The following is a 15467-nucleotide window of genomic DNA, read 5'->3' on the forward strand; positions in this document are numbered from 1 at the left end:
CTCTTATTAAAGAAAACTTTTGGCATACTTATTAATTACTAACTCTTCTTGCGAAAAAGATTTAAAATAATTATACGTTATCTTCAATCCTTCTTCCCTCTCTATCTTTGGCTCCCATCTTAAAAGCTCTTTAGCTTTTGTAATATCGGGTTGTCTCTGTTTTGGATCATCTTGTGGCAGTGGATGATATACTATTTTTTGAGAGGTTCCGGTTAGTTTTATAATTTCTTGAGCAAAATCGTTCATTGTAATCTCATTTGGATTACCAATATTTACGGGATAAGCGTAATCTGACATTAAAAGCCTGTATATCCCTTCAACTAAATCATCAACATAACAAAATGCTCTTGTTTGGGAGCCATCCCCAAAAATTGTCAAATCCTCACCTCTTAATGCTTGACCTATAAACGCAGGCAGAACCCTTCCGTCATTTAAGCGCATTCTTGGTCCGTAGGTATTAAAGATTCGAACAATTCGGGTTTCCATACCATGAAAAGTATGATACGCCATTGTGATTGCTTCCTGAAACCTTTTTGCTTCATCATAAACACTTCTTGGCCCTACTGGATTTACATTCCCCCAATATTCTTCTGGCTGTGGGTGAACCGTAGGATCTCCATAAACTTCAGAAGTTGAAGCTATCAAAAATCTAGCTTTTTTTTCTTTAGCTAAACCCAATAAATTATGGGTTCCTAAAGACCCTACTTTTAATGTTTGTATAGGAATTTTCAAATAATCAATTGGGCTTGCAGGAGACGCAAAATGCAATATATAATCTAATTGACCACTCACATGAACATAATTGGACACATCATGATTATAGAATTCAAATTGCTTTAATGGAAATAAATGTTCTATATTTTTTAAATCTCCAGTTATTAAATTGTCCATCCCTACAACTTTATAACCTTCTCCTATAAAACGATCACATAAATGCGATCCTAAAAAACCTGCTGCTCCTGTAATTAATATTCTTTTACCCATAACCTTAATTATTATTTGTTCCTATACCATAGTATTCAAAACCCAGCTCATTAATTTCTCTTCCATCAAATATATTTCTTCCATCAAAAATAATTGGGTAATTAAGAAGTTCTTTAATTCTCTCAAAATTAGGAGAACGAAAATCGGCCCATTCTGTAACAATCAATAAGGCATCCGAATTTTCCAGAGCTTCATATTCATTGTCACAATAAACTATCTTATCACAAATTATATGTTTGGCTTCATTCATAGCAACTGGATCATACGCTTGTACTTTTCCTCCAGCTGCCAAAATACTGTCAATTAATACTAATGAAGGAGCTTCCCGCATATCGTCAGTGTTAGGCTTGAAGGAAAGCCCCCACATTGCTATGGTTTTTCCTTTAAGACTTCCTTGAAAACGATTGTTCAATTTATTAAACAAAACTGTTTTCTGGTATTCATTAACCGCTTCAACAGCTTGTAAAATTTGCATAGAATACCCATTATCAGCAGCTGTCTTGATCAATGCTTTAACATCTTTAGGAAAACAAGACCCCCCATAACCAATTCCTGGATAAATAAATTTATTTCCGATTCGAGCATCACTTCCAATTCCTTTTCGCACCATATTCACATCCGCTCCCATAATTTCACAAAGATTAGCTATATCATTCATAAAGCTAATCTTTGTAGCCAACATACTGTTAGCAGCATATTTAGTCATCTCTGCGCTGGGTACATCCATAAATATTATAGGGTGACCATTCAATAAAAATGGTTTGTATAATTTACGCATAACTTCTTCCGCTTTTTTGCTCGAAATCCCAACCACAATCCTGTCAGGCTTCAAGAAATCGTCGATAGCTGCGCCTTCCTTTAAAAACTCAGGATTAGAAGCTACATCAAACGAAATTGTAAGTTTTCGTTTCTCTAATTCATTTTGTATGGCAAGTCTTACTTTTTCGGCTGTTCCAACAGGAACAGTACTTTTAGTCACAATTACCCCATAACTATTCATAAATTGTCCTATTTGTTTTGCTACTGCAAGAACATATTTCAAGTCAGCACTTCCATTTTCTCCTGGGGGTGTCCCAACCGCAATAAAAGCAACATCAGCACCCGGAATACTCTCTTCTAATGAAGTTGAAAATTGTAATCGACCTTTTGATGCATTTTTAATCACTAAAGCTTCAAGACCTGGCTCAAAAATAGGAAGTATTCCTTTATTTAAATTAGCTATTTTCTTCTCATCAATATCAACGCAAACAACATCAATACCAACTTCTGCAAAACAAGTTCCCGTTACTAGTCCAACATAACCTGTACCTACCACAACTATTTTCATATTTTCTTAAAATAATTTATTAAAATTTACTAGCCCCTAAACATTACTAAAAACTTAAACACTTTCTTTGATTTATTTTAAGAACCTTCTCAAAATCAAAACAATAACAACCAAAAATCCCAATAATAAACCACCCATCACCAAACCTTTTGCTTTCCCATATTTTTCTTTCGCCAAAGGTAAAATAGGCCGATCAATAATTTGAATTAATGGGGTTTCTTTTCGTAAAGTCACCTTGGCCAATTCCGTTTGCTTAACCAACTCGGTTAATATCGCAGTATTAGCCTGCACATCTACCTGTCGGCGGGCAGATGGGGCACGGCGTACGTTCATGGCAGGATTCAAACCAAAAGTATTGTCATTGGCCACTGCTACACCCGTAATGGCTCCGTTGAGTTCACGACGAATAGAATCGGTTTGTCGTTCCAGAATATCCATATTCTCGCGCGCTTTCTTGCTTTTTGTAGTGACATAAAAATCAGAAACTTCTTTAACAAGAGATTCAGTAAAATATTTAGAGAATGATTCATTAGTAGAACTGACATCTATACTAATTATCGCTATTTTTTTATCTTTTTGTCCCACAACCAATCCGGTTTTAGACAAATCTTGATACATCACGCCCAAGATACTATCATGTACTCGGGTAAAATATTTCCGTTTGGTATCGGGTAAAAACTGGATAGCCTTAAATTTCGGTTTATCGTTCCATTGGTCTCTCCAACCATTATTCTGAATATACATCTCCGCCAAAGAAATAGTCTTTCCATCGATAACAACTGGACTTAACAAGGTTTGCTCCACCATAGCGCGGGACTTGAACAACTCGGTCAAATTAGATCCTGTAAAAATACTGCCTCCCCCTCCGCCAAGGTCTATACCAAATGAACTCGCCAAACCTAAGGCACCTCCCAAGCCACTACTACCTTTTTCATCTTCTAATGCAAACGATAATGTTGCGGTATATACTGGTTTTTTACTAAAAGAATAGGCCAACCCTAAAGCAGCTCCTATTATTCCTGCTAGTACAATGATTTTCCATTGTGAAAATAAATAAGCAACCCAATCTTTGGCTTTTTCTATTAGCTCCTTTAAAGATATTTCGTCGCTGGCTATATTTTGTTCGTTCATTTTTATCAAGATTTTACGCTTGTATATTATTTATTATTAAAATGTGTATTTAAATGGTGTCGATAAAAACCTTTTATCTATTTTCATTTGTCTCCCTTTGGGGTTGGGGTAAAACAAATGAAATATGCTATCTGAAATCCGTTTTATTATAAGCGCAACTCATCACTGATCACTGTTACCTAATTAAAGCGATTACAATCCCTGCCAAACTAGCTAATACTCCAGCAATACTGACAAACTCACCGGTACTCATCTTTTTAACTTCAGGTTTCTCTGGCACTATAATTTGTGAACCCGGCGTTACTTTAGGATACGATCGTATAAACAAGAACGACTGAGCCACTGCCGCTTTCCCATTAGGATAAATAATATAGGCCTTCTTTTTCCATCCTTTATTGTCTACTCCCCCAACAGAACCTATATAATATCCAAATCCCTTTCCTTTCTCATAAGGAATTTCGGAAGTTAAAAGCACATTACCTGTAACTTTCACGCCTTCATTGAAAGCAGTTACTTCAATTTCATCTCCAGGAAACAAAGTCACATTGGTATTATTTTTTGGATTTTTAACAATAGACTTCCAGTCTACTGGTATGGTGGCAAATTTTAAATCTTCTTTTAATTTTTTAGTGAGCTTGTTTTGAATACTATCTTTTTTACCCAAATTCAAATTCACATTTTCCAAATCCTCAATTTGTTTGGCTTGAATTGGTCGTTTAATTTTAACACCCTCTATATTGGCTACTGCCGTCAAACCACCTGCTCTTTGAACAATATCATAGACTTTGTCTTTTTTAGTTGCCAAAACATATTTCCCCGCATAATTAACAGCGCCACTTATAGTGACCATTTCCGGTTTTTCATACACAGCCATTTTACGAATATTCACGACATCAAAAGGCTGCAATTCAAAGTTTTTTAACTGTTCATTGTTAGTTGCGGTAATTTCCAAATTAAAAAGTTGCGCTTTATTGGGATTGGCATCATCTATTTCTTCCGATTTTATCATTCGGGCAACCTCCACTCTTTTGGAAGCGGAACCGGTTAATCCACCTGCCTGAACCAATAAATCATTCAAAGTAAGATTCTCATGATATTCATAAATTCCGGGCTTTTTAATTTCACCGTCAATCGTTATTTTATACTCTTCTACAAAATCTAAAATTGAATACACCGTTACGATGTCTTCTTTATGCAAGGCAATATCCGCTTCTAGATCCCCTCCTAAGGCTTTAGCCAAATCCACATTAACGATTTCAGTAGTCAAATCCGATTTTAATCGTATAATTCTCGCTCTATTGCTATAGGCATCTTCCTTTAACCCATCCGCTTTTGCAATCAGATCTGAAATACGCATGCCTTCATAAAAAGAATACGTATCCGGTCTAAAAACGGCTCCATCTATTTTAATACGGTTTTCAAATCGATTTAAGATCTTTGACACTCGGAACACATCCCCTGACAGCGGTTTATAACTGGTATATTCAGCTGCATTGATGTCTTTTACTTTAAATTCTTTGCTTGTTTTTTGCAAAACATTTACCGAAGCGGTGTATGCAAATTCATTGAATCCTGAAGCAAAAGATAATAAGTCCGAAAATGTTTCCCCCATCTTCATCTCAAAAATCCCGGGACGTTTTACCTGTCCTTCAAGAGTGACTCTTTGATTGTAAGCAGGGATTCGAATAACATCATTATCCTTTAAACCCACATTATCCGATTGATTTCCATTGACAAGGAAGCGGTAAAGATCAATGTTTTTGTATACTTTATTATCTCTCAACAACTCTATATTTCTATAACTGCCATTCTTTCCCGGGCCTCCACCTAAAAATAAGGCATTATAAACCGTTGCCAAAGAAGAGATAGAATAATTACCCGGTTGCTTACTCCCTATTATCGTCACTCTAATGGTTCTGATACGGCTCAAACTTACTGCGACTTGAGATTGTCCGGATCCTACTGTACTATACACCCTTGCAATGGCTCCTTTTATTTTTTGGGTAGCAGCCTCAATCGTCATTCCCGTAACCGGAATCTGACCTACATACTGAATAGTTACTTTACCCTCTGTAGATACCGGAACACTGGCATTAAATTCTTGTACCCCATAAACGCTGACTTGCAATTCATCACCAGGTCCCAAGACATAATTTACAGGTGTAGCCAATTTTAAATTGGGTTCAAAATTCAAGGTAGGATTATCGAACAGCTCCGAACCAAAAATCAAAGCATTTATAGTATCTTTTACTTTAGTGTTGACAATTTTTTCTTGTTTTTTTCCAAACGCAGCTGCTTTCTCATCATCATCATCGTCTTCTTTATTATCCTTTTTAATCAATTCCGTTTTTGTCACTGGCATTGCTAAACGTTCTTTCAATTTAGCAAACTCGGCTGCAGACATTCCTTTTGCCAAAGCCATCGGTTCCGCTTGTTCAATTGTTACATTATTAGTCTGCAACTGCGTTTTAATTTTTGCAATATCACTATCTGATAAATAATCCACTTTTAACGTACTTAAATCAGTGCTTTTTAACAAGTCCTGTGCAAATGTATTGGAAGTCTGAAAAAGAGCAAACAACAATAAAAAGGTAGCAATTATTTTTCTCATGAGTACTTTATAATAATGTATTTTGTATTTTTAATCATTCTTTTTCAAGAATGCAATAGTTATTTTTTTATGTGAAAAGCCGTAATAAGAAACACCTTATAGTTTCACTGTGGCTAGCTCCATTGGGTCCCATATTACATTATCGACCACAAAACTATGTCAAAAGATTTAATCAGCAATTGATTAAATAATTCTTTTGCACATGAAAAATTGAATTATTTTATTTTCAATTTAACAAATTTGAATGTTGCCTCTCCAAATCACTATATATATTCTTAACATCCTGAGACCTTTCTTTTTGTAAAATCAAATTAGCGGTATCCGTATAAACGAAAATAGTATTTTTTAATCCAACAAAAGCAGTATAATTATTGGTACCAATAACCATATTTCCATTATTATCAACTGGGTGACCTTTAGAAACTAAATAATCATAAACAGACTCAAACGATCCTAAATCAGACCAAGTAAAGGTAGAAGAAACCACTTTAATTTTTTTACTTCGTTCCATAACGGCATAATCGATACTGATAGAAGGTATTTCGAGAGACAAATCCAAATCTAAATTTCCATTACTATTAGTGTCCCAGGCAATTTTTGATTTTTCATAGACTTCTGGATAGAATTTATTTAATTCTTCCAATAAAACCGAAGCTTTGAAACAAAACATACCGCTATTCCAGAGGAAATTTCCTTTGGCTATAAAATCAGTAGCTGTTACTTTGTTTGGCTTCTCCCGAAAAGAAATAACATCATCTCCTTTACGTTCGATGTAACCATATCCGGTTTCTGGTTTGGTGGGAATAATTCCAAAAGTTACTATAAACCCTTTTGATGCTTTTTCTACAGCTTCATGAATGGCTGTCTCGTATGGTTCTATTCCATCTATAATATGATCAGAAGGCGTGACAATTAAAATGTCATCCGGTTGAGAAGCAAAAGCAGCAAAAGCAATGGCGGCGGCTGTATTTCGAGGGGTTGATTCAATTATATCTAAATAGGGAGCATTCGATTTTTCCATCACTTGTCTACTGAGGTGGCAATTATCAATATTACCTACTACCATAATTTTATCCGCTATAGTACGATTGCGTTCCACAGTTATCTCAAACAACGACTTACCTTCAAATAAATCAAGATATTGTTTAGGTTGGCTTTTTCGTGATAAAGGCCATAATCTGCTGCCTACTCCACCTGTAAGAATAACATGTGTAATTGAAGGTTTCTTTTCCATACCCTGCATTTAAATCTTTACTATATTACTTTATACTATCTACAATCTCCCATCAACTGCATCACCCAAAACGCCTTTTACATCATATAACAAACTATTCGCATTTTGCAATTTAGATATCTCTATATCTAGAAATTGGTTGTGCGCTACTCCTAAAACTACCGCGTCAAATTTTTGATTCGGTACTACATTGGTAGTTATTAAACCGTATTCTTTTTCAACCTCAACAGGATTCGCCAACGGATCGTATATCGTTACTGTAATTCCATAATCCGTTAGTGCGGCAATGACATCCACTATTTTTGTATTGCGAACGTCGGGACAATTTTCTTTAAAAGTGATTCCCATCATTAAGACTGTAGCTCTATTAACAGAAATTCCTTTTTTAATCATCCCCTTTACTACCTGAGAAGCTACATACTCGCCCATACTATCATTCAATCGTCTTCCGGCTAATATAATTTCCGGATGATAACCAAACTCTTGCGCTCGTTGAGCCAAATAATAAGGATCCACTCCAATACAATGACCTCCAACTAAACCGGGTTTAAAAGGCAGGAAATTCCATTTGGTCCTTGCGGCTTCCAAAACGGCATGGGTATCTATATTCATCAAATTGAATATTTTAGCCAATTCGTTTACAAATGCGATATTGATATCCCGTTGGGAGTTTTCAATTACTTTGGCAGCTTCGGCTACTTTTATGGAAGGAGCTAAGTGTGTCCCGGCAGTAATCACTGATTTATATAACTCATTTACTTTTTGTCCAATTTCTGGCGTAGAGCCTGAAGTCACTTTTAAAATCTTCTCTACGGTATGTTCCTTATCTCCCGGATTAATTCTTTCAGGGGAGTAACCTGCAAAAAAATCAACATTGAATTGTAAGCCCGAGACCCTTTCCAATACCGGCACACATTCCTCTTCAGTTACTCCTGGATACACCGTAGATTCATAAATCACAATATCTCCTCTTTTCAAAACACTCCCTATCGTTTCACTGGACTTGTATAAAGGAGTCAAATCAGGACGATTATTTTTATCTACCGGAGTAGGAACTGTTACAATGTAATAATTACAGTCCGCTATACCATCTAAAACTGAAGTACAATACAAACCAATAGCATCACCGGGTTTTTCCAGCAATACTTTTTGTAATACTTCATCGGTTACTTCAAATGTAGTATCAGTACCTGATTGCAAGGAAGCAACTCTGGATTGATTAATATCAAATCCTACAACAGCATATTTCGTTGCAAATAACCGCGCCAATGGTAAACCCACATAACCCAGACCAACAACTGCTATTTTTATATTTGAACTCATTTTCAAACCAATTTTAATCAACTATTGTTAATTTCAATCCACCGCTTCGCGATTCAAACTCACAGAAATGAGTCGAAACCAGGATAATTTTAAGTGCGCAAATATAAGCACAATAAACTATACTTTTTTAAATTTTAATTCATTCAAAACCTCAAAATATGGATAAAAAGCACAAAAAACCGATAACTAACTGAAATACAATTATAAGAAAGAAAAATAACTACGTCATTTTAAAAAAAAAATCACCTGATTTAGTGATATAAAAACCACTAAAAAAGATGAATTTTAAAGTTCTAATCCAACGGATTCTCATAAAAAACCATCCGATATTCATTATATAAAATTATACTTCTATTTTCTTGAAATAAATAAAAAGTGGCTTATTTATGAATAATAAAATAAGGTTTGAAATAGCACTACACTTTTTAAATTTCTTTAATTGACAGCATCTCCTTTTGCCAGAGGGTAAAATAATTGCACCTCCCACTGCTTATTTGTATTTCATTTTCAAAACACATCCCAATGATTCCAAAACAAGAACGCAATGGGTGTTATTTACTTCTTGGACAATTGCCGTTTGAGTTGAAAATGGTCCTGAATCCAATTCTATCTTGTCACCTATTTGAAATGGAACTATTGTAATCTCACAACTATCAGGTCCATCGAGTCCTTTCTTAATAATCTTAATTTCCTCATCCCTTACAATTGCAGGTTTCCCCAACCAAAACAAGTAACGTACCACACCAACTGACTGAAATACTAAATTTCTGTCAGAATCTGGTAATTGAACAAAAACAAAGGAATTAAAAAGTGGCACTTCTACCTTTTTTTTTCGATCAGACCATTGACGCATTACTGTAATCAAAGGACAGTAGCATTCTATTCCACTTTTTTTCAATTGTTCAGCTACTTTCTTCTCCCATTTAGGTTTTGTATACACTACATACCAATTCATCTTGCATTCTGTATTAAAATAAAAATATGTCTTTTTATTTATTTGTATTTTCTCTTAAGTACTGTTTTATAAAAAACAATAATGTATCTGTAGATTCTTAAATCAATTACTATTATACTCTAAATGTATACTAACTTAAGAACCTATTCCCTGATAAACAAATCCAATCGATTCCAGAGCTGGACCATCAAGTATGTTTCTTCCGTCAAAGACAAAAGCTGGTTTTTGCATGGAGTCATAAATTTTTTGCCAGTCATACTGAACAAATTCATCCCATTCCGTTAGAATTGCTACAGCATGAGCATTTGCGCAGGCTTCATAAGGATTATCAAACGACATAATACGATCCTCATTAGTTGAAGCCGCTCTGGTTTCTAAATAATCCAAATCAGACAAAACTTTCTTTCTGGATACTTTAGGGTCGTATACAGCAATTTTCGCATGCTCATTTATCAAATCATCGGCAACATAAATAGCTGCTGATTCCCTGGTATCATTCGTATCTTTTTTGAAAGCCCAACCCAGAAAGGTTATTTTTTTATCAGAAACGGTATTATAAAGTGTTTGAACGATATTATTAGAGAAACGTCTCTTTTGATGATCATTCATTATAATTACCTGTTCCCAATAATCGGCTACTTCGTTCAATCCGTAGGATTTTGCAATGTAAACCAAATTCAAAATGTCCTTTTGAAAACAAGAACCCCCAAATCCAACCGATGCTTTCAGGAATTTTGGCCCTATTCTGCTATCCATTCCTATGGCTTTGGCTACCTCATTGACATCAGCTCCAGTTTTTTCGCAAAGTTCTGACATCGCATTAATCGAAGAAATTCGCTGTGCTAAAAAAGCATTAGCAGTCAGTTTTGATAATTCTGACGACCATACATTCGTAGTTAATATTTTATCTGCTGAAACCCAATTGGAATAAACAGCAACAAGTGCTTGTATGGCGCTTTGCCCTTCTTCCGAAGGATCTCCTCCAATTAGTATTCGATCTGGATTCAATAAATCCTGAACAGCAGTTCCTTCTGCCAAAAACTCTGGATTTGAAAGAATTTGAAACTGCACTCCATTACCGGTATTATCCAGAATACTTTTGATTGCTTCTGCCGTTCGCACTGGAAGTGTTGATTTTTCGACAACTATTTTATTGTCTTTTGCTACACTGGCTATTTGTCTCGCACACAATTCAATATATTTCAAGTCCGCCGCCATCCCTTTCCCTTTCCCATAGGTCTTTGTAGGCGTATTTACTGATATAAAAATGATTTGGGCTTCGTCTATTGCTTTTTCCACATCGGTGGAGAAAAATAAATTTCTGCCTCTTGCTTCCCCTACAATTTTATCTAATCCAGGTTCATAAATGGGAATATTGTCTATATTTTCATCGTTCCAAGCTGCTATACGCTCTTTATTCAGATCAACTACAGTGACTTGTATTTGAGGACATTTTTGGGCAATAACTGCCATTGTAGGACCGCCTACATATCCAGCACCAATGCAACAAATTTTTGTGATTTTCATTTTATAATTTTCAAATATACTATCTTTTATTATCCACCTTTTCTTTAAAAAAGGAATTTTTATTTAAGATTGTCCCAATACCAACCAACCGCTTCTTTCAATCCTTCTTGCATAGAATAGTGTGGATCATACCCTAATTCTGTTTTGGCTTTATCAATACTTGCCAAAGAATGTGGAATATCTCCTGCTCTGTTGGGTCCGTATTCTACTTCAACTGAGGCAATCCTCTCATCGTATTTAGACAAAAATTCCTTCAAATAATCAACCAGATTATTCAACGTATTCCTATCGCCATAAGCAGTATTATAAACAGTATTTACCGCTTCAGGATTTTTTGTTAACATCGCCAACTCATTCATTTGAATCACATTGTCAATATAGGTAAAATCACGGGAATAGTTTCCGTCACCATTTATTTTTGGACTTTCTAATTGCATTAATTGCATTACAAATTTTGGAATAACTGCCGCATATGCCCCGTTTGGATCTTGCTTCCGTCCAAAAACATTGAAATAACGCAAACCGATGGTTTCAATACCATACGTTCTACTAAAAATTTCAGCATACAATTCGTTCACATACTTTGTTATTGCATAAGGAGAAAGCGGTTTCCCAATTACGGCTTCTACTTTTGGCAATCCAACTGAATCCCCATAAGTGGAGGAACTTGCCGCATATATGAATCGTTTTACCTTGGCATCACGAGAAGCAACAAGCATATTTAAAAACCCAGAAACATTGACATCGTTGGTAGTAACCGGATCAATTAGAGAACGCGGCACAGACCCCAAAGCTGCCTGATGCAGCACATAATCTACTCCCTTTACCGCATTTTGACAATCAGTCGCATTACGAATGTCACCTTCGATTAAACGAAAGTTAGCATTATTGATAAAATCTTTTAAATTATGTCTGTATCCCGTCGCAAAATTATCCAAACAAATAACTTCATGTCCTTTAGACAAAAAATATTCACAAAGATTAGAACCTATAAATCCTGCTCCTCCGGTAATTAGTATCGTACTTCTTGTTTCCTCTATCATCTTTTCTTAAATTAGAAAATCAGTTACTTTGTTAGTTTTTTGCGAAATTTACTCACTATAGTTTCAAAGATATTTTTTGGTTTATCTTCTTCATGATACCCACTTGAATAAGTTCCGTAGCCATAACCGTATCCGTAACCATATCCGTAACCCGCACCATATTTAGCTTTATTTTCAAACCCGTTCAAAATAATGCTGGTGTTATTTAATTCTCCACGTTTTACCCGGTTGTTTAATAACGTGATCATTTCTTTTTTAGTGAAATTCTGTCTTACTATATACAAGGTAACATCGCAATATTGTGCTAATTCCAAGGCATCAGATACTAAACCAACTGGTGGCGTATCCAATATAATATAATCATATTTTTTCTTTAATTCTTCAATTAATTCTTTCATTCCTTCACTCATAATCATCTCAGCCGGATTTGGCGGCACTGGTCCTGAGAGAATAACATCAAGATATGGTACATGGGTATGATTAATGATTTCGTCAACTGTTTTTTGCTTAATCAGATAATTTACAATTCCAACTTCATTGGATAAATTAAATTCAGCAAATAATTTAGGCTTTCTTAGATCAAGACCAATAACTACTGTTTTTTTCTCGCTGAGCGCAAAGACTGTAGCAATATTTATAGAACAAAACGTTTTCCCTTCCCCGCTTACAGAAGATGTTATCATAAGCGTTTTAGCGCCATCTACATTTTGTTGTTTATACAAAAACTGAAGTGAAGAGCGAATAGCTCTAAAGGATTCAGATAAAGCAGATTTAGGTTTGTCAAAAACTGCCAAATTAGTATTCTCCTTACTCATCCCGACGACACCTAGCAAAGGAATTTGTGTCAACTTACTGATATCATCGGTGTTTTGAATCGAATTATTGATAAAGAAAATTGCAAATACAAAAAGCAAAGGAAATAGTACTCCCAGAAATAATGCCAACACATAATTTACGGATGTTTTTGGTCCTATAAGCCCTCCTCCAACATCTTTTGCAGGATCTATAAAATGAATATCCGATAAATTCGCTGCTTTAACAATATCAGCTTCACTCCTTTTTTGAAGAAAAGTACTGTAAATATTATCACTTAAATCATATTTTCTTTTAATCTTGATTAGCTCTTGTTGATCTTCAGGAAGTTGTTTTATAGTGCTTTCGGTCTCATTAATTTTACTGCTTACCATTGCTAAATCATATTGCAAAGATGCTTTGGCAGTAGCAATGTTTTCCAATAACACATTTTTAACAGCCTCCATTTGATTGTCAAAATCCTTGAATATTTTATCACTTTTTACTGCATAAGCCATTTCAGATCTTTGGGTAGACAATGCAATCAATTTTGACACATTTACAACAATATTTGGATCTTCAATCCCAGCTACTGATGGCGCTGGAAGTTTAGCATAGTTTACGCTATTTTTCAAGTATGCTTTTAGCGAATTATAATAGGCCATTTTGCGATTGACTTCGTCTTTCTTTACATCAAATTCTAAAATCTTATCCGAAAACTTAGCTCCGCCTTGTTCTATATCATAGATGTTTTTATCTTTCCTAAAGGATTTTAGCTCATTTCCTGTTTCTTTTAATTGGGATTCCATCGCAACCAATGTACTATCTATAAAAGCAATTGTATTAGTCGCAAACTGATTTTTACTATCTAATTGTCTTTTTATAAGCATCTTAACAGTAGAATTCAAATACTCAACCATTCTCGCTTTATTGGTCCCTTGCATTCCCAAAGTAATTATGGACCCACCTTTATCATCTGATTTAACATTTATCCCTTTATATCCAGATACTGTTCCGTCAAAATCGTTAAACTGTACAAAATACTCGTTTCCTTTATAAAAGCCAGGATTGTCTTTTATTTGTAATTTCCAATTTAAAAAAGGTAATGATACCTGCTCTCCTACGGTATATCTTTTTACAAAATCACCAGTTTCAACAGCGGTATTACTGTATGAGTTATTAGTATAGGTTATTAATGATACGTTTTGATTTTCAAAAGGAATTCTGATTTCGTATACATTTTCACTCAAAAATTTAATTTTAATTAGATTTCCTGCTAACTGCCCTTTTGATTTATCAATATTTACATAAAAAGGGACCGCACCATAAGCATCCTCAAGATTATATTTACCCTGAACTAAGTAATTAATATAGTATTGCAGTTTATCAACAACCAATTCATTATGAGATCTGGATTGCAAAGTAGTTGAAATGGTTTGAACCTGATCTGAAATTCCACCCCAATTAAAAACCAAACTGGTATTAGACGTAAAAAGAGGATTACTTTCTTCCTTTACGGAAATAAGCGTTTCCATACCGTAAATTTTTTGTTTACGAATATTCACTTGATAGGCAATCGTGAAAGTGATTAATAAACTAAGCAGAAACCATTTCCAATAACTTCCGATTTTTATTAAAAATCCCTTAAAGTCAAAACTTACTTGGTTTTCAAAAATCGAAAAATCTTTTATATCTAACATTTTTTGAATTCTGTTTTAATTTTTTAATAGTAAAAAAGTAGTTGTTCCCAATGATAACAGTGTAATAATAGTACCCAAAGATTCTATTCCTGTTTTTCCGGTTCCCCAAGTTTTTTGCTTGAGTGGTTTTACGTAAATATAATCATTCGGTTGCAAATAATAATAAGGCGATTTCATCACATTTATATCAGTAAGATCTAAATCCTGCATTTGAACCCCAGTTGGTGTTTTTCTCATGATTGTAACCGCTTTTCTATTTCCGGTAATGGTAATATCTCCAGCATTTGCAATAGCTTCCATGATAGTTACATGCTCTTGAAATAATGTTTTTGTGCCTGGACCACCAATTTCTCCATTGATAGTATATCTGAAACCCGCTAATTTTACAGTTACAAAAATGTTGGCCTCTTTATTAAAATACTCCGCTAACAGTTGCTTCTCAATTCTAACTCTTATTTCATCCAGGGTATAACCAATAACATTTAATTCTCCCAAAACCGGAATTCTAATATTTCCATGATCATCAACCGTAAATCCATCAAAATATAATCCTGAATCTGATTTACCAGCAGAAACGCCTTCATTTGTAGTACTAAAAATAGCGACTAATTTTGGATCTATTGCTTTAATTGTGATACTCAAGACATCATTAGTTTGCAATCTGTAAGGCTTTGATTCCACTGCTGAAATAGAAGTATCGTCTTGTGAATTATTCTTTTTTTGAAGATATATTAAATCTTGAGTTGAAATACAAGAAGAGAACAACACACTAATAATTAGCAATAAATAGACTCCGGATTTACTCATTTTCAATATTTTTAACGACAAATATAGCTTTTC

11 protein-coding genes are annotated in these 15467 nt (G+C 34.6%); all 11 read right to left on the reverse strand.

The features are described from left to right. Positions 1-6 precede the first annotated feature (6 nt). Positions 7-984 carry a UDP-glucuronic acid decarboxylase family protein gene (locus ACM55K_RS10735; protein ID WP_416850227.1) on the reverse strand — a complete coding sequence of 326 codons (978 nt, stop codon included), beginning with the start codon at positions 982-984 and terminating at the stop codon, positions 7-9. 4 nt (positions 985-988) lie between these two features. Next, entirely contained in the window at positions 989-2311 is a 1323-nt protein-coding gene (locus ACM55K_RS10740; protein WP_416850228.1) for a UDP-glucose dehydrogenase family protein, read from the reverse strand. A 72-nt stretch (positions 2312-2383) separates the two neighbouring features. Next, positions 2384-3442 carry a Wzz/FepE/Etk N-terminal domain-containing protein gene (locus ACM55K_RS10745; RefSeq protein WP_416850229.1) on the reverse strand — a complete coding sequence of 353 codons (1059 nt, stop codon included), beginning with the start codon at positions 3440-3442 and terminating at the stop codon, positions 2384-2386. 175 nt (positions 3443-3617) lie between these two features. Continuing rightward, entirely contained in the window at positions 3618-6053 is a 2436-nt protein-coding gene (locus tag ACM55K_RS10750) for an SLBB domain-containing protein (RefSeq protein ID WP_416850230.1), read from the reverse strand. 226 nt (positions 6054-6279) lie between these two features. Continuing rightward, entirely contained in the window at positions 6280-7287 is a 1008-nt protein-coding gene (locus tag ACM55K_RS10755) for a mannose-1-phosphate guanylyltransferase (protein WP_416850231.1), read from the reverse strand. Between the two features lie 39 nt (positions 7288-7326). Then, on the reverse strand, positions 7327-8610 hold the full coding sequence (locus ACM55K_RS10760; protein ID WP_416850232.1) for a nucleotide sugar dehydrogenase: 1284 nt from the start codon (positions 8608-8610) through the stop codon (positions 7327-7329). A 490-nt stretch (positions 8611-9100) separates the two neighbouring features. After that, complete coding sequence (locus tag ACM55K_RS10765) at positions 9101-9565, reverse strand: UpxY family transcription antiterminator (RefSeq protein ID WP_416850233.1); 465 nt, start codon at positions 9563-9565, stop codon at positions 9101-9103. Positions 9566-9700: 135 nt separating this feature from the next. Further along, positions 9701-11092: a UDP-glucose 6-dehydrogenase gene (locus tag ACM55K_RS10770; protein WP_416850234.1), complete on the reverse strand. Its 1392-nt coding sequence runs from the start codon at positions 11090-11092 to the stop codon at positions 9701-9703. 59 nt (positions 11093-11151) lie between these two features. Next, positions 11152-12135 carry an SDR family oxidoreductase gene (locus ACM55K_RS10775; RefSeq protein WP_416850235.1) on the reverse strand — a complete coding sequence of 328 codons (984 nt, stop codon included), beginning with the start codon at positions 12133-12135 and terminating at the stop codon, positions 11152-11154. Between the two features lie 23 nt (positions 12136-12158). Further along, a complete protein-coding gene (locus ACM55K_RS10780) occupies positions 12159-14627 on the reverse strand; it encodes a polysaccharide biosynthesis tyrosine autokinase (RefSeq protein WP_416850236.1) in 2469 nt (822 codons plus the stop codon). A 15-nt stretch (positions 14628-14642) separates the two neighbouring features. Continuing rightward, positions 14643-15434 (reverse strand): polysaccharide biosynthesis/export family protein, encoded by a 792-nt coding sequence (locus ACM55K_RS10785; protein WP_416850237.1) that lies wholly within the window; start codon positions 15432-15434, stop codon positions 14643-14645. Between the last annotated feature and the right edge of the window lie 33 nt (positions 15435-15467).

The sequence above is a fragment of the Flavobacterium arabinosi genome (assembly GCF_048158725.1).
Taxonomy (GTDB): Bacteria; Bacteroidota; Bacteroidia; order Flavobacteriales; family Flavobacteriaceae; genus Flavobacterium; species Flavobacterium arabinosi.

Coding starts and splice junctions, on each gene's coding strand:
- ACM55K_RS10735 (WP_416850227.1), bottom strand. CDS start 984: ATGGGTAAAAGAATATTAATTACAGGAGCAGCAGGTTTTTTAGGATCG.
- ACM55K_RS10740 (WP_416850228.1), bottom strand. CDS start 2,311: ATGAAAATAGTTGTGGTAGGTACAGGTTATGTTGGACTAGTAACGGGA.
- ACM55K_RS10745 (WP_416850229.1), bottom strand. CDS start 3,442: ATGAACGAACAAAATATAGCCAGCGACGAAATATCTTTAAAGGAGCTA.
- ACM55K_RS10750 (WP_416850230.1), bottom strand. CDS start 6,053: ATGAGAAAAATAATTGCTACCTTTTTATTGTTGTTTGCTCTTTTTCAG.
- ACM55K_RS10755 (WP_416850231.1), bottom strand. CDS start 7,287: ATGGAAAAGAAACCTTCAATTACACATGTTATTCTTACAGGTGGAGTA.
- ACM55K_RS10760 (WP_416850232.1), bottom strand. CDS start 8,610: ATGAGTTCAAATATAAAAATAGCAGTTGTTGGTCTGGGTTATGTGGGT.
- ACM55K_RS10765 (WP_416850233.1), bottom strand. CDS start 9,565: ATGAATTGGTATGTAGTGTATACAAAACCTAAATGGGAGAAGAAAGTA.
- ACM55K_RS10770 (WP_416850234.1), bottom strand. CDS start 11,092: ATGAAAATCACAAAAATTTGTTGCATTGGTGCTGGATATGTAGGCGGT.
- ACM55K_RS10775 (WP_416850235.1), bottom strand. CDS start 12,135: ATGATAGAGGAAACAAGAAGTACGATACTAATTACCGGAGGAGCAGGA.
- ACM55K_RS10780 (WP_416850236.1), bottom strand. CDS start 14,627: ATGTTAGATATAAAAGATTTTTCGATTTTTGAAAACCAAGTAAGTTTT.
- ACM55K_RS10785 (WP_416850237.1), bottom strand. CDS start 15,434: ATGAGTAAATCCGGAGTCTATTTATTGCTAATTATTAGTGTGTTGTTC.